The organism is Arthrobacter sp. FW306-1B-F12A, assembly GCF_058781865.1.
The window spans coordinates 75,856-95,761 of the sequence record NZ_JBYSXD010000006.1 but is presented as its reverse complement, the minus strand read 5'-3'; the positions used below and the strand labels follow the sequence as shown (position 1 = coordinate 95,761).

The window sequence follows — 19,906 nt, the reverse complement described above, 5'->3', positions numbered from 1 at the left end:
CTAGCCAGTGTAGACGGCGGACCTAACGTTGTGACTCGCATCACCCGCTCGCATCCGAAGACCCAGGCAACGAAGCCCCCCAACACTCAAGGAAGCACATGGCAAGCAAGACAGCACCTCCGGCGACTGCGGCCGTCGCCCGCCGGACGATCACCGGCATGATCGTGGCGATGGCCCTGATCGAATCCCTCAGCGGAGTCACCCAGGGATACCTGAACCCCATCCTCCCCGCCTTGGGGCCGGCCTTTTCGATCGACGACCCCACCATCAACGGTATTTTCCTCATCTCGAACGTGAGTTTCGCGGTGCTCACGCCGATCATCTCGCGGCTCGGCGACAGCTACGGCTATAGGCTCGTCCTCCGCTGGTCGACGGCTGTAGTCGCGGCCGGCGTCGTCATGATGGCGATGTGGCCGTCGCTGTGGACGGTGACGATCGGCGTCGTCATGCTCACGTGCGTGGTTGGTTTCATCCCTCTGATGATGGGCATCCTGCGCGTGAGCAGCCCGGCGCAGACCCGCACCGGGGTCAGCGTGATGATCGGCATGCTCATGATCATGGTCGGCGCAGGCGGCCTGCTTGCCGGGATCATCGGCGTCGACGATCCCACCCTCGGTTTCTGGGTTGCGGTGCCGTTCGCGGTTGCCGGGCTGCTTTGCTCCTTCGTCCTGCCCGACGCCGGAACCCCCACGGGCGAGGGACTCGCCCTGGTGCCGCTCATGGCATGTTCCCTGGGACTCATCGGCTTCGTGGTGGCGCTTTCGATGGGCCCGGACTGGGGCTGGTTGGATGCCAAGACCCTGGGATCCGGAATCATCGGACTCGCGCTGTTGGCTTATTGGGTGGTCCTGGACGCTCGACGCGTCAACGGGAAGCGCTTCATGGACCTGCGGATGCTTGCCATCCCGCGGATCCGGACGGTCTCGCTGGCCACCTTCTTCTTCGGCTTTGCCTCCATCAGCTACTTCGGCACCAACGGGATCTTCCTGTACTCAAACCCGGACAAGACCGGCTACGGCTTCGCGCTGAGCCCCCTCATCATCGCAATCGTCCTGGCTGCCGCATCGGTGCTCTCGCTGTTCTCCTCGCTTCTGACCTCAAAGGCGCTCAGTCTGTTTGGCGAACGGGCCACCCTGGTGTTCGCCGGTCTCCTCCTGGCGGGCGGCTTCCTGGTCATGGCGGCTGCGCACGGCTCCCTGGCCGGCTACTGCACCGGATTCGCCATGTTCAACTTGAGCCTTGGCATGTATCAGGCAGGAACCCGGGCACTGTCTGTTGAGGGCGTTCCGCTGGAGGAAACTTCGACGGCGGCCGGCCTCAACGAACTGGCGCTGTCCGTTGGCATCGCGGTGGGCTCCGCCGTCGTGAAGCTCATCTCCTCGTCTTCAGTCCAGTCCGGGCACATCAGCGAGGGCGGGCTCCTGTCGATCTGGATTGCCCTGGCCATCGCGGCCTTGGTCGCCGCGGCAGCTGCCGCCCGCTACCCGAAGCGCAAAGCCGCGGCGACAACTGCAGGGGTCGCCGTATGAAAGCCGCGGCTCTGAAAGCCGCCTCCCTCGAAACCGCAACGCCCGTCACGACCCGTTCGGCCGCCGTCGGGCGCTCCATCTCCGCAGCGCTGGAACGCTGGGAGCCGGAAATCCTCGGCCTGAGCCACGCGATCCACGCCGATCCCGAGCTCAGCGGGCAGGAGTTCCGGGCCGCCAAGCGGGTTAGCCGGCTGCTCCGGAGCGCGGGCTTCAGCTTTGACGATCCGCAGCCTGTGCTCCCGGCTTCTTTCAGCGCGAGGTTCGGGACGGGTGAGCTGGTGGTCGCGCTGTGCGTCGAATACGACGCCTTGCCGACCATCGGGCATGCCTGCGGACACAATGTGAACGCCGCCTGCGCCGTGGGGGCGGCACTCGCGCTCGCTTCCGTCGCCGACGACCTCGGGATCACAGTCAAGGTCCTCGGCACTCCGGCAGAAGAGACGAGCGGCGGCAAGGTCGATCTCATTGGCGAGGGCTTCTTCGAGGACGTGTCCCTGGCGATGATGGCCCACGCCGGCGCCGAGGACGTCGTCGGCGGCTCGTCCTTGGCCATGGGAATGTGGGACGTGCTTTACGAAGGGCGGCCTGCGCACGCCGCCGCCGCTCCGTCAGAGGGTGTCAATGCCCTCGACGCCCTCGTGATCGCACAGACGGCGATTGCCTTGGCCCGGCAGCAACTTCCGCCCGGCTCGGTTGTTTCGCTGATCGTGACCGAAGGCGGGAGCGCCGTCAACGTCATACCCGAGCGGGCACGGGCGAGCGTCGAAATGCGCTCACCCAGCATCAAGAATCTGCGTGTCATCGAGGAACGCGTGCGGCGCTGCCTGGAAGCGGGTGCACTTGCCAGCGGAAGCACGCTCAAGGTCACCCCCACGGGCAATGCCTACGCTGAACTCAGGCAGGACCGGTACCTTTCCGAGGCGTACCGGACAGCAATGTCCACCCGGGGGAGGGCTGTTGAGTTCAACGAAGATCCAGTAGCTTCCACAGATATGGGCAACGTCTCGCAACTGGTCCCGAGCATCCATCCGCTGCTCGGCTACGACGTCGGCGGGGCCGCCCACCACACCGCCGAGTTCGCTGCCCACGGCTCGTCGGCCTCCGCGGACCGGGCGGTCTTGGACGGCGCGTTCGGCCTGGCCTTGGCTGCCTGCGCGGCGGCCAGCGATCCGCGGCAACGGGAACGGCTGCTAACCCGCCGAACCAACTGAACTCCCCTGCAGCGACGCTCGCTCACTTATGATGCCAAAATCGGGATCCCTCGCTCAGATCATCTGAGCGACGGTCCCGGGGCTTTCAGTCATAGGTGAGCGAGCGTTGGGGATATTCGGGTCATAGGTGAGCGAGCGTCGGGGAGGGCGGGCCGCACCCACGAATTCACCCCGTCGCCCGCTCTGGTTCCCGCCGTCAAGCGGGCGGACAATGATCTCAGCAGTTCGCAAAGGAGCGCAATGGGATTCTCGAGGCAACAAAAGATGGCGCCGGGCATGGCCGCATTTGGCCGCCCTCGTGATCCCGTGATCGATCTCGCTCGGTTCTTCTGCCTCGTTCTGGTTGTGCTCTCGCATTGCATGATGGTCAGCCCGGTCCTGCACCCGGACGGCACCGTCACCACCGAAAACACACTCATGGAACAGCACTGGTTTGAACCTGTCCTGTGGGTGTTCCAGGTGATGCCGCTGTTCTTCGTCCTTGGCGGGATCACGGGACTGGAATCGTGGCGTCGCATGCGTGCGCGCGGAGGATCCGGCATCGACTACGCGCAACTGCGGCTCCTGCGCCTCATCCGTCCGGCAACTGCGCTGCTGGCGTCGATGTTCGTGGGGCTCTGGGCCGCGAGCCTGCTTGGCGTCGACCCGGAAGTGGTCCAGCTCATCGCGACCGGCGCGGGCATGCCCTTGTGGTTCCTGGCCGCCTACCTCGCCACCCAACTGAGCGTTCCCGTGCTGGCCCGGCTGCACGGACATTCCCCGTGGTTGACCCTCGGCGGGCTCGTTGCCGCCGTGATCACCCTGGACTCCTTGCGCGGGGCGTTCCCGATGCTCGCCTTCGTCAACATGCTCTTCGTGTGGTGCGCGGTCCAGCAATTCGGCTTCTTCATCGCTGACGGCATCTTCGCTGGACGCAGCCGGGGCTGGTTCGCGGGGTTGATCGTGGGCAGCAACCTGCTCTTGGGGTTCGTGACTGGAATCGGGGTCTACTCAGGAAACATGATCGTGGACCTGAACCCGCCCAACTTCTGCATGCTGCTTCTGGGTTTGTCCCAGGCTGCAACCCTCCAATTGCTCCGCCCCGCTCTTGCCTGGGCGGCCGGCGTGCGCTGGATCCGTTGGATGGTGGCCGTGGCGGGCCGGCGGTCCATGACGGTCTACTTGTGGCATTTGCCGCTGCTCGCAGCCATGTCCGGGCTGCTTCTGCTTACGGACTTCCCCAAGCCAGCGGCAGGTACGGCCGAATGGTGGTGGGCCCGCCCGCTGGTGCTGCTGGGCGTCCTCCTGCTCTTGATTCCGGTCCTGCTGCTGTGCGGAAGGCTTGAAGAGCGCCCGACGGCGGCCAGCCACGCGCGCGGCAGGACGCACGTCGCGGTGGTGACTGCCGGCGTCGTGGTCTTCATTCCGGTGGTGGACGCCGCGTTCAACGGACTTACGCTGACCCTTCTGGGTGGGGGAGCGGCGTGCTTCGCGCTGGGAGTGTTGCTCCTGGGACGGATACCCGCCGGACTCCCGTCCGCGGCCGTTCCCGATGCCCCTGCGGGGCCATTGCCAGAGCCCGGTTTACGTGCGAATCTCGACTCATGACTGAGTTCACGGATTCAACCGCAGAGTCGTTCAGCCCGGACGTGACAACGGTCAGGAACGACAAATTCCACCGCTACGAGCTTCTTGTCGATGGTGAAGTAGCCGTGATCTCGCAGTTTATGGACAAACCCGGCCACATCGATTTCCTCCACACTGAGACGCGCCCGCAGTTCAAGGGCCGCGGGCTGGCGAAGGTCCTGGCCCATTTTGCCTTGGACGACGTCGTCGCCTCCGGCAAGCGGATCATCCCGCATTGCCCATTCATCGCCGCCTATCTGCGCAGGCATGAGGGATACGAGCTCGACGTCGATTGGCCGCCGGAACCGCCGGTAGGGGAACCGGACAACGATTAGTCAGACGCGGTTTTGCCCAAGATCTATTGCTTGAGTTGAATAACGGCCCCCTACGTAAAATTCAAGTCACATCCAATTTCGGCTGTCACACTGTATTGCTATGGGGCAGGTTTCGGAAGACGGTTCGATTGGCGGGGACGAGTCGTTGGCTGCCGGGCACAGCGACCCTCAAATCATGGCCATGGTGCGTGACGGCGATGTTTCCGCTTTCGATGAACTGTTCCGGCGGCATGTGGCAGCGGCCCAGTTTGTTGCCCGCGCCCAGACGGACAATGTCAGTGACGCCGACGACGTCGTGGCCGAGGCGTTCGCTTCGATTTTCCAAGCCCTCACTGAGGGCAAGGGTCCGGACCAGTTCTTCCGCTCCTATCTTCTGACTGCCGTTCGGCGAATCGCCTACGACCGGAACCGGAAGGCCAGGCGCACCCAGATCGTGAGCGACGTCGACATCTTGGATACCGTTGCCGTCGACGCGGACACCGTCCTCAACGCCTTCGAGTCGAGCACCATGGCCAAGGCGTTCAAATCGCTTCCCGAACGCTGGCAGGCGGCCCTTTGGCACGTGGACATCGAAGGGCTGAAACCCGCCGCGGCCGCACCCTTCATCGGCTTGAGCCCCAATGGCGTCTCCTCGCTCGTGATTCGAGCACGCGAGGGGCTCAGGCAGGCCTACTTGCAGAACCACATCAAGGTGGCCAGCGACGATTCATGCGCCGCATTTTCAAGCCAGTTGGGAAAGTACGCCCGTGGCGGCCTGAAACGAGCGTCGTACGAAAAGGTCACGGCCCACTTGGAGGGGTGTCCGAAGTGCACGGCCGTACTGGTGGAACTCAACGATGTCCAGTCGGGCATGAGGGCGCTTGTCTTCCCCTTGGTGGTCGGGGTGGTCTTTACACCGGAAGTGAGCACCGGATTCCTTCCCGGAACCATAATGCTCGAATCGCTGCTTCCCGAGCCGTTCCTTCCTGAGCCGTTCCTTCCGGGAGGGGCCAAACCGGCCGCCGCGGGACTGCGCTCGGTGGGTGGATTCTGGAAGGTCGCAGTGGCCGCGCTGATCCTGGGGGGACTCGCGATTGCAGGTATCCTCATCTGGCTTGGACAGCCCGGTCCGGCGACAGTTGCTGAAGCCGATGTTCCGAGCAGCGCGCCTTCAGCCCCACAGTCCGTACCCGAACGGGGCCCGCAGGCGCCCCCTTCAAGCCCGGCGCCGACGTCGGACGTGCCCGCCACAGCGGTGCCGCAACCCCCGGCGCCCGCGCCAGTCGTGCCCGAAGAGGTTCCAGCTCCGCAGGAGACGGCCAGGGTGGTTGATTCCGGAATCGGCATCACGAACCCCGTTGCGCGGATGGGTTCGTTGACGATCCACAAGTATGAGAAGCCGGCGACGGCGACCGGCCTGCCCAACGACGGAACGGCACTGACCGCGGCCCAGCTGCAGGGACTGACCCCGATTGCTGGGGTGACGTTCACGGTGCAGAAGGTCAACAACATTGACCTGACGACGAATGCGGGCTGGGCTGCGGCGGCTGCGATGACGCCGGCTCGGGCGGCGGCTCGGGCGGCCCCGGGGTCGTCGGTCACGACCAGTGCGGCCGGAACGGCGACCCTGGGGAACCTTCCCTTGGGCTTGTACCTGGTGACGGAGACCGGCTACCCGGCCGGTGTGACTCCTTCGGCCCCGTTCCTGGTGACCCTTCCCATGACGGACCCTTCCGGCGGGGGCAGCTGGTTGTACGACGTGAACGTCTACCCGAAGAACGCGGTGTCTGCGGCCACGAAGAGCGTCAACGATGCGTCCGTAGTCAAGCTCGGCGATCCCGTGAAGTGGACCATCACCTCCGACATCCCCAACGTCAACCCGCTCGACGGGTACAGGATTGTCGACCACCTCGATGCGAAGCTAAGGTACAGCAACTCGACGGTGGCACTTTCGAACAACGCGGCGTTGCTGCTGAACAATGACTACACCGTCGTGTTGGACACGGCGTCCAACACTCTCACTGTTGACTTCAGCGCGAGCGGCCGGACGATTCTGGCAGCCAATCCCACCGCCAAGGTCCTGGTCACGGTGAACACCGCCGTGAACGCGGTCGGTGAGATCACGAACACCGCCCTCGTGTATCCCAACGCGGCCAGCTTCACCATCACCCCGGGCCAGCCCGGGGGTCCGATGGTCACGCCCCCGGTAGCGGTGACCAAGTGGGGCAACATCGTGCTGCACAAGAAGGATTCCCAAAGTTCGGCAGCCCTGGCGGGCGCCGTGTTCTCGGTGTATCCGAGCCGGGCCGATGCACTGGCCGGTACGAATGCGATCAACGTCGGAGGTGCCAGTTCCTGGACCACCGACGCCAGCGGCAACCTAGTGATCTCGGGTCTCCGCTATTCAAACAGGGCGAACGGTAAAGCGGTCGGCCCCGGCCAGCCCGGTTACGAGTCGTACTGGCTCGTGGAGACCAAGGCCCCTTCCGGGTACGCGCTGCTCGCCGAGCCGGTCGAGACCACGGTCTCCAGCGACGACCCCTCCGCTGTCACGGTGACGATCGGCAATGCCCGGCAGAACGCCGGATTCCAGCTGCCGCTCACCGGCGTAGGAACCTGGGCCCTGCCTGCGGGCGGGATCCTCGTGCTGGCGGGCACAGTCCTGTTTATGGTCACCGGCCGCCGAAGGCCCATCGAAGCGAAATAGGCGCCCGCGGTCCGCCCGGAACGTGACTGGCCGAGGTCACGCTCCGAAAATGCCTTCCGTTTTTCGCGTCACGAATTGCGAATTGCTCCCACTGTCTCAGTGGGTGGCCGTTTCACCCTGTTTCATTCAAAAAGTTGAATCTGTTTTCTGCGACACGAATCGCGGGAGGCGCGCACTTGAAGGCTAGAGATCTCCTGCGTGTCCGTTCCCGAAAGTGAAGCAAGAAAAGCCTATGAAGCAGTCCCTTCCAGCCAAGCTGATGGCAATTCTCCTCACAGCAACGATTGTCAGCCTTGGCTTGGGTAGCACCCTGCCTTCACCCGCGTATGCGACGACGCCGGGTACACCAGGGGTACCCCAGGCCGGCACGCCCATCTATACCGAGAGCTTCTCCAATCAGAACGCGACGTCGTCCGCGATCAGCATTCTTAACTACACCGGTGGGGCTGCTGCCGCCAACATGACATACACGGCGGACCCGCAGTACACACCTGCCGGGAATCAATGCAACGGGTGGATCCTCAACTCATTTACGCCGCAGCCGTCATCGTCAGCCGACGGCGGATGTTCGAACAATGCGCCGTTAGCGTGGCAGCAACTTCAACAGATCGCCGTGCAGCTCGGCTTGGCGCAAGGCCAGACCGCGGCACAGGCCGCCAGCAACCAGGTCCTTTCGGCGTTCACCAACTCCTCGACCGGCCAAATCGCTGCAGGCACCGAATTCAAAACGGCCAGCGCGAACGCGATTCCGGCCATTCCAGGGCATTACTACGCGGTCTCCGCCTATTTCGCCGCTGTGAACTGTCCTGCGGCCGGCGGCGCAAATCAGCCCAAGGAGACGTTCTCCCTCATCGTGAACGGCACCCCGATTGTGCTGAGCTCCGGACTGAACCCGTGCACCGATCCTACGAACTGGGCAACTCAGGTGACGAAGCTGCAGTCCGCCGCTTATCAAATACCGACTGGGTCTACAGCATCGCTCGGCTTGTCACTGTATAACGCGACAGCAACCGGTAGCGGCAACGATGTGGCGTTCGACCTACCTGAGATCGTCGATGTCACCCCGCAGCTGGACAAGTCGTTCTCGCCCGCACTCATTGCCCCCGGTCAGACGTCCACGGTGACGCTCACCGTGACCAATACCAGCGACCTGAAGGCGAAGAACGACTGGAGCATCACCGATACCCTGCCTGCCGGCGTCGTGATCGCCTCTAATCCCGCGATCGGCGGGACGTGCGCCCAAGTAACGGGCGCCCCCTTCGTCCGCACCGCGACCGCCGGATCGAACACCTTCACTGCCACAGGCGGGGATCTCGCCTCGGGCCAGGCATCCTGCACCATCACCTTCAACGTGACTGCCGCCGCGGAGGGGACGTATGTCAACGGCCCCGGTAACATCGTGACGAACCTCAACCCGCCAGCGGACGCCAACCTTGTTGTCCGAGCGCCGCGGATCACGCTGACGAAGGCGCTCGGAGCGCCGCGCGAGGCGGCAACGGATCAGTTCACGATGCAGATCCGCACCGGCGGCGCGACAGGCACGGTGGTGAACAATCCTGCGAACTCGACCACGACCGGTACGGGCTCGTCAGTAACGGCGGGAACCGGCACCACCGGAGCCTATGTTGCGACGGCCGGAACAAGCTACACCCTGACTGAAGCGGCGGCCGGGACTGCGAACCTGGCGAACTATGCCAGCACCATCACCTGCACGGACTCGTTCGGGCTGCAGGCCGGGTTGCCGAACGGCGCCGCTTTCACCGGATCGCTGGCCATCACACCGGTGGCGGGGGCCAACATCGCGTGTACCTTGTCGAACACGGCCCAGCCCATCATCAACGTCGCCAAGCAAGCGGGCAGGGTGACCGGTCCGGATACGAACGGCAACTACCTCGCCAACTACACTGTCACTGTCGCGAACACCGGTTCGGTTGCCGGCACGTACGGCACCCTGATTGACACCCCGGCGTTCGCGTCGAACCTGGCCCCCACGGGTGCTGCCTGGACGACGTCCGGGGCCGGGGCCCCCGCCGGTGGCTCGTCGTCGACCGCCGGACCCTACACGCTCGCTCCTGCGGGTTTCGGCATCGGTGCGGGGGTCACTCAGACCTTCAACCTCGCGGTGACGTTCCACTTCACGAATGCCTTGCAGGCGACCGCCTGCGCCGGTCCCGGGACGGGCCTGTTCAACTCGGTTGCCTTGCCCGCGGGCCAGGAGCAGGGCCCGACGACGGACAACGCCGCCTGCGATACGCCGCCCGCTTCCAATTTGGTGGCCTCCAAGACCGTCGATCCGGGGGTCGGGACCATGGTCCAGCCCGGGCAGGTCCTGACGTACTCGCTGACTTTCGACAACACTGCCGGTTCTGTTCCGGCCGCCGTCGGTTACACCGACTGGCCCGGGAACGTCCTGGACGATACGACCTTCGTGGCCGCCTCCATCACGTCGACGACCACGGGCGGGATTGCGTTGGTTGTCACGAACAACTCGGGGGCAGCAACGAAGACCCTGGGCATCATCGGCACCGTGGCCGCTGGCGCGAAAAGCGTGGTGACGTATCAAGTGAAAGTCAACAGCACCGGCAGCCTCGGCAATGCCTCGATCGAGAACTACCTGACACCCTCGACCACCATCATCCCGCCAACAAGCTGCTCCGCCGGCAGCACTACCTGCACCGTCAACCCCGTGGGCTCGTGGACGCTGGCCAAGACCGCTTCACCGGCCTCGGGAACCTCAATCAACCCGGGCGACCCGGCTGCGAGCAGGGTGATCACCTACAGCGTGACCGCCACCAGCTCCACCGTGAATCCCATCGCCGGTGTCACCCTTAGCGATGACCTGGGCCAGGTCCTGAACAACGCCACATTCACGGCCGGGTCGGGGATACTGACCATCAACGGCGGCCCACCTTTAGCGGTTGCGGATCCTGGCGCCGGGAACAATCTGACCACTCCCTCCTTCACCCTCCCCGGCAACGGCACGGCAGTGTTGACCTACTCGGTGACGGTCAACACGAACGCTTGGCTCGCTACCCTGAAGAACGGGGCAACAGGCAACGGGGTCATCCCTCCGGCTCGATGCGTCACGGGAAGCCCGGCACCCCTTGACCCGGCATGTACCACGACGAACCCCGCCACCGGCCACCTGTTCGTGCAAAAGGCAGGACCCGGCCCAACCCAGGGGTCCACCGTCCCGCTGCCTGGATCGACCTTTGAGATCCACAACGACGCGGCCGGGCAAATGGGCCCCACCGTGATCGGAGTGAACAGCGCGGTGTCCGGGTCGCCCGGGCTGGTCGAGTTCAGGAACCTGCTTCCGGGGACATACTGGCTGCTCGAAACCAAGGCCCCGGGCGGCTACTCGCTTTTGGCGACTCCCGTGAAGTTCACCATTGCGGCGAACGGCAACATCGCCTTGGACACGGCCACCGCAGGAACCTCAATAACAGCAAACGGCTCGACCATCACCGTCCTGGACATGGCGGCCGTCAAGCTTCCAACCGCCGGCGGGCCAGGCACTGCCGGCCTCTTAGGGAGCGCCCTTCTGGGGGTGCTCCTGCTCATGACTTCCCTCGCCCTCATAGTTATCCGGCGAGCGGACAAGACCCCGCAAAACCAAACTCCGTAGTGCAGCTCCGCGCACATCAATGGGGGAACACGAAAGGAACACGATGAAATCATCGAAGGTGAGGCGCGGCCTCATAGCCTCTTTGGCCGCAATCGCCTCAGCCGGGATGCTGGCCCTCGGAGCCGGAGGGGCACACGCGGCGAACACCGCGAACATTGATCCGTCCCAGGCGGGCTCGCTGACCATCCACAAGTATCAGACCCCGGCCACGCCGACGAACCTGCCCAACAACGGAACAGCCCTGACTCCGGCCCAGACCGCGGCCCTGACCCCGATGGCCGGGGTGACGTTCACGGTGCAGAAGGTCAACAACATTGACCTGACGACCAACGCGGGCTGGACTGCCGCGGCAGCGCTGACCCCGGCCCAGGCCGCGGCTCAGGCAGCGACCCCGGGCTCGACGGTCACGACGGACGCGGCCGGAACAGGGACCCTGGGGAACCTTCCGCTGGGCCTGTACCTCGTGACGGAAACCGGCTACCCGGCCGGTGTCACTCCTTCAGCCCCGTTTCTGGTGACCCTCCCCATGACGGACCCGGTGAATGAGAACAACTGGATGTACAACGTCAACGTCTACCCGAAGAACGCCGTGACGACAGCCACGAAGACCGTCACCGATACCTTCGCCCTCAAGCTCGGCGACAACGTCAAGTGGACCATCACTGGCGACATCCCCAACGTCAACCCGATCGACGGGTACCGGATCACCGACCAGCTCGACCCTAAACTGACGTACACAAACTCGGCTGTGGCGCTCTCGAACGGCGCGACGCTGGCTTTGAACACGGACTACACCATCGTCTTCAACGCGGCTACGAACACCCTTACGGTCGACTTCACCGCCAGTGGCCGGGCCGTCCTGGCCGCGAACCCCACGGCCAAAGTCGTGGTGACCGTGAACACCGCCGTGAACACGGTCGGCCAGATCTCGAACGCGGCCAACGTCTACCCGAACGCGGCTAGCTTCACCATCACCCCGGGCCAGCCCGGCGGCCCCGTGGTCACACCCCCGGTGATCACCAAATGGGGCGACATTGTCCTGCACAAGAAGGATTCCCGGAGCTCCGCAGCCCTGGCCGGCGCAGTGTTTTCCGTGTATCCGAGCCAGGCCGATGCCCTGGCCGGCACCAACGCGATCAGCGTCGGGGGAGCCAGCTCCTGGACCACCGATGCGAATGGCAACCTGGTGATCTCCGGCCTGCGGTACTCCAACTGGGCCAACGGGATCGCGGTCAGCCCGGGCCAGCCGGGTTACCAGGCGTACTGGCTGGTAGAGACCAAGGCCCCTCCCGGTTACGAACTGCTCGCCCAGCCGGTTCAGACCACAGTCACCAGCACTGACCCGTCAGTCGTGACGGTGACGATCGACAACGTCCCGGCCAACGCCGGATTCCAGCTGCCGCTCACCGGTGGCGTGGGAACCTGGGCCCTGACCGCGGGCGGGATCCTCGTGCTGGCAGGCGCAGGCCTGTTCATGGTCACCGGCCGCCGGAAGCGCAACGAGGCAAAGTAACCATCCCTCGGTGACCTGCACACCGTGATGCAGGGCATGGGGCATCCACCAAGCGGTGGATGCCCCATACTGCTCCCGTCCATCAAAGCGAGAGGCCCCAATGACTCAAACCCTCAAGGAATTCATGGAGGGTTCCGGAACCGGAAAGAAGGATCGTCCTCGGCGCCCCCGCAATTCATTGCGTGGGCGCACAAGCATGCGGCGCGGCCCTGCGGATCGGAGATTTTTCACGATGATGGCCATCGCCGCGATCGGGCTGGGCCTGGTCCTTTACCCCCAGGCAGCGGACTGGTTCAGCTCGATATCCCACAACAGCCAACTTTCGGGCTACGCACAGGACGTCGAGCAGCTTGAACCTTCGGCCCGGACGAAAGTGCTGGACCGGGCACGCGAATACAACTCCCGCATTCCCACCGGGCAGTTGCGGGATCCGTACTCGGCCCAAGCCCCCGCGACCACCCCGGGAGGGCAGCTGAAGGACTACCAAACCCAGCTGAACGTCGCCAACGACGAGGTAATCGGCAGGCTCCGCTACCCTTCGCTGAATATCGACCTGCCGATCTTCCACGGAACCAGCGACGACGTCCTGGCCAAGGGCGTGGGACACCTCTACGGCTCCTCCCTTCCCGTCGGCGGTCCCGGCACGCACAGCGTCTTGACGTCGCACTCGGGGATTCCGAACGCGGAACTCTTTAACCCCCTCCACAGCGCGAAAACCGGTGACATCTTCTCGACTGAAGTCATGGACCACACGTTCCTCTACAAAGTGAATAAGATCGAAGTGGTTAAACCGGACGACATCTCCTCCCTCAAAGTCAGCGCGGGCGAGGATCAAATCACCCTGATCACGTGCACCCCCATCGGAGTGAACTCGCACCGGCTCCTCGTCCACGCCTCCCGGATCGCGGACATCCCCCAAGACGCCCCTGAACAAAAAACCCTGGCCGGACGCCAAACCACCATCGGATTCCCGTTCTGGGCCGCCTACTTCATCGGCGGCCTGCTCGCCTTCTATCTCGCCTCCGGCGCCTGGAACCGACGACGAAGCCGATGATCCAAACGCTTCGGGCACGCAGGCATGGAAGCGCACTTAAATCCAGACAAGGAAGCACCAGAATGGCCTCACAATTCAAACTCTTCGTTGACGCGGACGCCCGTCTGCGTTTCCAACTCGTCACCGGAAATGGAGATGTGCTGCTCACCTCCAAGGCTTTTGAGGACAAGGATGCGGCTATCTCAGCGATCTGGTCAATGCGCGAGTCCGCGGCCAAGGGGCACATCGTTGATCTCACGGGTTCGACACCGGAAAACCACCCCGCCGACTAAGTCACGGCTCCGGCATTGAGCCAGGCGATCTCTGATTCCTGAATACCTTGCGACGTTCGCGACACGATTGACGCCCCAGCGACACATAGTTAGTGCCTGGCATGCGAGGGAATGAGACTCCTGGCGGACCTGTTGGGGGCCGCACCGAGTCGTCGGACCTCGATGGGCCGCATGCCGGGCCGTGCCCCGGGTCGTGCGCCCCCATGCGATCCACGGCCCGGGGCACGTGCAAGGATCAACGGATCCCTGCACGGCGTGCGGCTGGTTCTGAGACCCCAGCCGCACGCCACTTCCGTCTTTGTCGGAAGCGGGCAGAAGTGCCGTCGCGGCAGTCCTCCGTCCCGAAAGCCGGCGCCTACCTTGAGGCCTTTCTTTTCTGCCATTGCCATGCGTGCCAGAACAGCAGCGTCGCCAGGATCAGGGCCGCAGCCTGGAGAAGCTGCGGGGTCATGGGTACCTCAACCGCGTGCAGGTGGTGCTAGTTCCCCCCTGGGTTTCGTGTGCCGGTGCCCTCCAGTGAGGCTCGAAAGGCGCACTTTCAGGCACTCTACCGCGAATCCCCCACCTCAGTGAATTAGGACACGAAAGTTTGACGAAAAGGTAAACCTAAGTAAGGCTTGCCTTGGTTTGCTAGCGAAGCAAGCCCAGTGTCTCAACCCCGACGGAAGGAAGTCGACGTGACGCCGCCCAGTGTCGAAGACCGGATTGAACCGGACCAGGATTTCGGCTCCCATGTGGAGCTGGCCCTTGCGGCCACCAGCCAGCTTTTCAACGCCCGAAATGCGCCGAGCTACGTGGCCCAGGTGCTGCAAGGTGTCAACGCGGTCGCCACGAAAGTGCAGCGCACCGCCCAACCGTTCACCGGCGTCGGGCATGCCGAAATGGCGGCGCGAGTGGCCGCCGTCGACCTCGCACGTCCGCTCCCGGACACTGCCGCCGCCCTCGAGGAACTCGACGACCTCTATCTCCGGGACGCCATCTACTTCCACGACGCCCGCTACGCCGCGCACTTGAACTGCCCAGTGGTGATCCCCGCGCTGCTCGGCGAAGCGGTGCTGTCCGCCGTTAACTCCTCGATGGACACCTGGGACCAGAGCGTTGGGGCGACGATGATCGAGCGCCGCCTGATCGACTGGACCGCCGAACGGCTTGGCTTCGGAACAGACGCGGACGGCGTGTTCACCTCGGGCGGCAGCCAGTCCAATTTCCAGGCCCTCCTGATCGCCCGGAACCAGGCCGTCGCCAAGCTCCGGGCCGAAAGCGGCGAGGTGCGGTTGCCCACGCTCCTCGAACGCCTGCGGATCTTCACCTCGGCGGACAGCCATTTCAGCATCCAGAAGTCGGCGTCCATGCTGGGCCTGGGCTTCGACGCCGTTATCGCCGTGCGGACCGGCCCGGATCACCGTATGGATCCCGCCGCTCTGGCGGCGGCCCTCGCGGAAGCGCACGACGCCGGGCTGGTGCCGATGGCGGTCGTGGCCACCGCCGGGACCACCGACTTCGGAGCGGTGGACCCGCTCGCAGAGCTCGCTGCCCTGGCCCGCGCCTATGATTCGTGGCTGCACGTCGATGCCGCGTACGGCGGTGGCCTGCTCGTCTCCAATCGCTACCGGCATCTCCTCGAGGGGACCTGCCTCGCTGACTCGGTGACCGTTGACTTCCACAAGACCTTCTTCCAGCCGGTGAGTTCCAGTGCCGTGCTGCTCCGCGATGGCCTGATGCTGCGGCATGTCACCTATTACGCCGATTACCTGAATCCCGAAAGCGCTGCCCTGGCCGAGATCCCCAACCAGGTGGACAAGAGCATTCAGACCACCCGACGTTTCGATGCCCTCAAGCTATGGCTGACGCTTCGCATCATGGGCGCCGACGCGATCGGCGCGTTGTTCGACGAAGCGATCGATCTTGCCGGGCGCGTCGGCGCCCTGCTCGCCGACGATCCGGACTTCGAACTCGCCTCGAAGCCGCATCTGAGCACCCTCGTTTTCCGCTACCGTCCGCTGGCTGGGGGAGTCAGGCTCGGCGAGGACGCAAGCGACGTCCTCAACCCCGCCATCCGCGCCGCGATCTTCGCCTCGGGGCGGGCCGTCGTCGCAGGAACCACGGTGGCCGGGCGTCACTATTTGAAGTTCACGCTCCTCAATGCCGAGGCCACCCTGGGCGATATCAGGGAAATCGTCGAGCTCATCAGGCGAACCGGCGAGGGTCTTCTCGCGGAACGAGTGCCCGAGCAGGCCGTCGGCCAGGCGGGGGCCGCAGCGTGAGTACCCACGAACCGGACAGCAAGATCTACGACGTCGCAGGCATCGGCGTCGGGCCCTTCAACCTGGGCCTCGCCGCCCTCAGTGAGCCGCTGGACGGGCTGGAGTGCTTGTTCCTGGAGCGTCGCGAATCCTTCGACTGGCACCCGGGCATGATGCTGGAGCCCGCACATCTGCAGGTCCCGTTCCTGGCAGACCTTGTGACCTTGGCTGATCCCACATCGAAGTACTCCTTCCTGAACTTCCTCAAACAGACTGGCCGTCTGTACCGCTTCTACATCCGGGAAAATTTCTACCCCCTGCGTGCCGAGTTCAACCAGTACTGCCAGTGGGCGGCCGGGCAGTTGCCATCGGTGCGTTTTAGCACTGATGTGCTAGACGTGGCGTACGACGACGGCGTGTACCGGCTTTCGGTCCAAGGACCGGTCGGCGCTGAGGTGCTTCGCGCCCGGCGGCTGGTTCTGGGCACAGGAACGTCGCCGCACATCCCGGACGCCTGTGCGGGAATTGTGGACAACGGCGGACTTGTCCTTCACAACGCCGAGTACCTGGTGAGGAAGAGCGAACTCCAGTCCAAGCGCAGCATCACCATCGTGGGCAGCGGGCAGAGCGCGGCTGAAATCTACGTCGAACTACTGCACGGGATCGACGTCCACGGTTACCGACTGAATTGGGTGACGCGCTCGGGCAGGTTCTTCCCGCTGGAATACACCAAGCTCACACTCGAAATGACCTCGCCGGAGTACGTGGACTACTTCCACTCCCTTCCGGCAGAACAGCGCGATTCGCTCATCGGCAGCCAGAAGAACCTGTACAAGGGCATCAACTCGGAGCTGATCGACAGCATCTACGATCTCCTCTACGCGAAGAGCCTCGGCGGGATGGTGGACACGCAACTGCACACCCACTCCAGCCTCGTAGCCGCGAAATGGGATCCGGCAACTGGTAGCCATACCCTGCAGTTCCGCCACGAAGAGCACGGCATCAACTACTCCTTGGAGTCCGAGGCCGTAGTCCTGGCCACCGGATACTCCTACAAAGAGCCCGGGTTTCTCGGGGGCATCGAGGACCGCATCCGCCGTGACGCGAAAGGCCGCTTCGACGTCGCGCGAAACTACGGCATCGGCGTCGAACCCGGCGAGATCTTCGTCCAGAACGCCGAGCTTCACACGCACGGCTTCGTCACTCCGGACTTGGGCATGGCGGCCTACCGAAACTCTTGCATCCTGCGCGAGATCACCGGCGAAGAGCCCTACCCCGTTGAGCGCAGAATCGCATTCCAGCAGTTCGGGGCCCCGGTTGATGCGTCGGCCGAGCTTGTCGCGGAGGTTGGCGCGTGAGGTTCAGCTTCCGGCCCGTTGATCCGGCTGCCGATGCACCTGTCCTCCACAGCTGGGTGAGCCAGGAATACGCGCGCTTCTGGGGCATGTTGTCCGCAGCAGTCGAGGACGTTGTGGAGGAGTACTCGCGCATCGCTGCCAGGGGTCACCACCAAGCGTTCCTAGGGCTCGACGACGGCGTCCCCGCCTTCCTGATGGAAAGGTACCTGCCCGCCGAATCACCTTTGGCCGGCGCCTACAACGTGTTGCCGGGCGACATCGGGATGCACCTTCTGGTGGGGCCTCCTCCCGGTCCTCCGACTTCGGGGTACACCACCGCCGTCATGCAGTCCGTCATGGCGTACCTCTTCGACGATCCCGGAACGAAGCGCATCGTGGTGGAGCCGGATGCCCGCAACCACAAGATCCATATCGTCAACGAGCGCGTGGGCTTCCGGCGCAGCGGCGTGGTGACGCTTCCCGCCGTCGAACCTTCCGAAGACCGCAAGCGGGCCCTGCTCAGCATTTGCACCCGCGCGGATTTCCACGCGACCCTGACCCCCATCCTGGCCGCGCCTGCCGCGGCGACCCTAGGAGAGACCCAGTGACCATTACAGCTGAAACCATCGCGAGCCAAGCCGGCTCAACCACGTCCCACCTGACCCCCGAACGCTGGGCAGTGGCCAATCGGCATCTGGTCCGCAAGGCGCTCGCAGAGTTCTCGCACGAACGCATCCTGGCGCCGGAACTCCTTGCTGAAGAGAGCTCCAGTCTGGGTCTCTACCGCGTGGTCAGCGACGACGCGACGGTCGAGTACCGCTTCCGTGCCAGGATGCTGGAACTGGATCATTGGTCCGTCCCCGCGGAATCCATCGTGCGGATCGAGCGCGGCACCCCCGAAGGTGCCCCTGGACTGCCCCTGGATGCGTTGTCCTTCATCACGGAATTCCGTCACACCCTTGGCATCCGCGAGGAAATGCTGCCCGTGTACCTCGAGGAAGTCAGCAGCACGTTGGCGAGCCACGCCTACAAACAGGGCGCCAGCCGGAGCTCGGCGGACCTGGTTGCCGGAATCTCCGGGGGGTCGGACCCTTCGGCCGGCTTCCAGGCGATCGAACGGAGCATGAGCGAGGGTCACCCGTGTTTCGTTGCAAATAACGGCAGGCTCGGCTTCGGCATCTCGGACTACCATTCCTTCGCCCCGGAGACGGGTGCCGCGGTGCTACTGCAATGGATCGCGGTCCTCCGGAGCAAGGCCGAGTTCACCTCCAGGGCCGGACTCGATTACCGCACCCACTTCGAGGCCGAACTCGGCGCGGCCACCCTGGCCGGTTTCGACGCGGAGTTGTCGGCCAACGGGCTGGATCCTGCCGATTATTTCATCATGCCGGTCCATCCCTGGCAGTGGGAAAACAAGCTCAGCGTGACGTTCGCGGCAGAAATCGCCCAGCGCCACCTTGTCCACCTGGGTACCGGGGAAGACGCCTACCAAGCGCAGCAATCCATTCGAACGTTCTTCAACACCACGTCGCCGGAGAAGTCGTACGTCAAGACGGCGATGTCCGTGCTGAACATGGGTTTCATGCGGGGTCTCTCGCCGGAATACATGAAAGCTACTCCGGCTATCAACGATTGGCTCGCGGAACTCATCGAAAATGACCAGGAGCTCCAGGACCGGGGCCTGGCCATGATCCGTGAAACCGCGGCCATTGGATACCACAACCGCTACTTCGAGGCCGCTTCGGCCAAGGGGTCCCCGTACCGGAAGATGCTATCGGTGTTGTGGAGGGAGAGTCCGCTTCCCTTGCTCAAGGACGGCCAACAACTGGCCACCATGGCTTCGCTGCTCCACATCGATCCCGACGGCGTTCCGATGGTCTCTGCGCTGATCGCGCGCTCGGGACTGGCCCCACGCGAGTGGCTGCGCCGCTATTTCGAGGCGTATCTCGTGCCCGTGGTCCACTTCCTTTGCGAGTACGAGCTCGCGCTCATGCCGCACGGCGAAAACGTCATCCTGGTTCTGGAAGACGGCGTGCCGGTCCGGGCCATCATGAAGGACATCGGCGAGGAAATCGTGGTGATGGGGGAGCGGCTGCGGCTTCCGGAGGAGGTCTCCCGCATCAAGGCGGAGATCCCGGAGAAGGAAATGGTGCTCGCGGTCTTCACGGACGTTTTCGACTGCATATTCCGTTACCTTGCCGCCCTTCTTGTGGAGGACGGCACGCTCGGCGAGCAAGAATTCTGGGCGACGGCCGCCGTCGTCGTTCGTGAATACCAGCAGCGGCACCCGGAACTGGCGGAGCAGTTCGCCATGCATGATCTTTTCGCGCCGGACTTCGAGCTTTCGTGCCTGAACCGCCTGCAACTACGCAACAACCAGCACATGCTGGACCTCACGGATCCGTCCGGCGGCCTCCAGATGGCCGGGCGTCTGACCAACCCGCTGGCGAAGTTCGCGTAGGCGGCCGGCCTACTCCGGGCCAGACGGGACTA

The 19,906-nt window shown here is 64.2% G+C and carries 13 protein-coding genes; all 13 read left to right on the top strand.

Annotation, left to right across the window (positions count from 1 at the left end):
* Positions 1–98 precede the first annotated feature (98 nt).
* The 13 genes from AC3WJU_RS05155 (at position 99) to AC3WJU_RS05095 (ending at position 19,874) form a co-directional block, all read left to right on the top strand.
* Entirely contained in the window at positions 99–1,529 is a 1,431-nt protein-coding gene (locus AC3WJU_RS05155; protein WP_492259309.1) for an MFS transporter, read from the top strand.
* Positions 1,526–2,740, top strand: coding sequence for an amidohydrolase (locus AC3WJU_RS05150; RefSeq protein WP_492259308.1), 1,215 nt, complete (start codon positions 1,526–1,528; stop codon positions 2,738–2,740). The genes AC3WJU_RS05155 and AC3WJU_RS05150 overlap by 4 nt, the downstream gene beginning before the upstream one ends.
* 240 nt (positions 2,741–2,980) lie before the next feature.
* Complete coding sequence (locus tag AC3WJU_RS05145; protein ID WP_492259307.1) at positions 2,981–4,327, top strand: acyltransferase family protein; 1,347 nt, start codon at positions 2,981–2,983, stop codon at positions 4,325–4,327.
* Positions 4,324–4,680 (top strand): GNAT family N-acetyltransferase, encoded by a 357-nt coding sequence (locus AC3WJU_RS05140; protein ID WP_059388386.1) that lies wholly within the window; start codon positions 4,324–4,326, stop codon positions 4,678–4,680. Before AC3WJU_RS05145 ends, AC3WJU_RS05140 begins: the two co-directional genes overlap by 4 nt.
* A 100-nt stretch (positions 4,681–4,780) precedes the next feature.
* Positions 4,781–7,366: a SpaH/EbpB family LPXTG-anchored major pilin gene (locus AC3WJU_RS05135; protein WP_492259306.1), complete on the top strand. Its 2,586-nt coding sequence runs from the start codon at positions 4,781–4,783 to the stop codon at positions 7,364–7,366.
* Positions 7,367–7,598: 232 nt separating this feature from the next.
* Positions 7,599–10,994, top strand: a complete 3,396-nt coding sequence (locus tag AC3WJU_RS05130; RefSeq protein ID WP_492259305.1) for a DUF7927 domain-containing protein — start codon at positions 7,599–7,601, stop codon at positions 10,992–10,994.
* A 43-nt stretch (positions 10,995–11,037) separates the two neighbouring features.
* Entirely contained in the window at positions 11,038–12,507 is a 1,470-nt protein-coding gene (locus tag AC3WJU_RS05125; protein WP_492259304.1) for a SpaH/EbpB family LPXTG-anchored major pilin, read from the top strand.
* 232 nt (positions 12,508–12,739) lie between these two features.
* Entirely contained in the window at positions 12,740–13,561 is an 822-nt protein-coding gene (locus AC3WJU_RS05120; RefSeq protein WP_492259303.1) for a class C sortase, read from the top strand.
* 62 nt (positions 13,562–13,623) lie between these two features.
* Complete coding sequence (locus tag AC3WJU_RS05115; RefSeq protein WP_492259302.1) at positions 13,624–13,833, top strand: YegP family protein; 210 nt, start codon at positions 13,624–13,626, stop codon at positions 13,831–13,833.
* 677 nt (positions 13,834–14,510) lie between these two features.
* The gene (locus tag AC3WJU_RS05110) at positions 14,511–16,097 is read left to right on the top strand and encodes a pyridoxal phosphate-dependent decarboxylase family protein (RefSeq protein WP_492259301.1); all 1,587 of its coding nucleotides are present in this window, start codon (positions 14,511–14,513) and stop codon (positions 16,095–16,097) included.
* Complete coding sequence (locus AC3WJU_RS05105; RefSeq protein ID WP_492259300.1) at positions 16,094–17,434, top strand: lysine N(6)-hydroxylase/L-ornithine N(5)-oxygenase family protein; 1,341 nt, start codon at positions 16,094–16,096, stop codon at positions 17,432–17,434. Before AC3WJU_RS05110 ends, AC3WJU_RS05105 begins: the two co-directional genes overlap by 4 nt.
* On the top strand, positions 17,431–18,021 hold the full coding sequence (locus AC3WJU_RS05100; RefSeq protein WP_492259299.1) for a GNAT family N-acetyltransferase: 591 nt from the start codon (positions 17,431–17,433) through the stop codon (positions 18,019–18,021). Before AC3WJU_RS05105 ends, AC3WJU_RS05100 begins: the two co-directional genes overlap by 4 nt.
* Positions 18,018–19,874: an IucA/IucC family protein gene (locus AC3WJU_RS05095; protein ID WP_492259298.1), complete on the top strand. Its 1,857-nt coding sequence runs from the start codon at positions 18,018–18,020 to the stop codon at positions 19,872–19,874. Before AC3WJU_RS05100 ends, AC3WJU_RS05095 begins: the two co-directional genes overlap by 4 nt.
* Positions 19,875–19,906: the final 32 nt, after the last annotated feature.

Bases quoted from the DNA above. Each gene is read 5' to 3' on its own strand.
- AC3WJU_RS05155 (WP_492259309.1), top strand. From the start codon at position 99: ATGGCAAGCAAGACAGCACCTCCGGCGACTGCGGCCGTCGCCCGCCGG.
- AC3WJU_RS05150 (WP_492259308.1), top strand. From the start codon at position 1,526: ATGAAAGCCGCGGCTCTGAAAGCCGCCTCCCTCGAAACCGCAACGCCC.
- AC3WJU_RS05145 (WP_492259307.1), top strand. From the start codon at position 2,981: ATGGGATTCTCGAGGCAACAAAAGATGGCGCCGGGCATGGCCGCATTT.
- AC3WJU_RS05140 (WP_059388386.1), top strand. From the start codon at position 4,324: ATGACTGAGTTCACGGATTCAACCGCAGAGTCGTTCAGCCCGGACGTG.
- AC3WJU_RS05135 (WP_492259306.1), top strand. From the start codon at position 4,781: ATGGGGCAGGTTTCGGAAGACGGTTCGATTGGCGGGGACGAGTCGTTG.
- AC3WJU_RS05130 (WP_492259305.1), top strand. From the start codon at position 7,599: ATGAAGCAGTCCCTTCCAGCCAAGCTGATGGCAATTCTCCTCACAGCA.
- AC3WJU_RS05125 (WP_492259304.1), top strand. From the start codon at position 11,038: ATGAAATCATCGAAGGTGAGGCGCGGCCTCATAGCCTCTTTGGCCGCA.
- AC3WJU_RS05120 (WP_492259303.1), top strand. From the start codon at position 12,740: ATGATGGCCATCGCCGCGATCGGGCTGGGCCTGGTCCTTTACCCCCAG.
- AC3WJU_RS05115 (WP_492259302.1), top strand. From the start codon at position 13,624: ATGGCCTCACAATTCAAACTCTTCGTTGACGCGGACGCCCGTCTGCGT.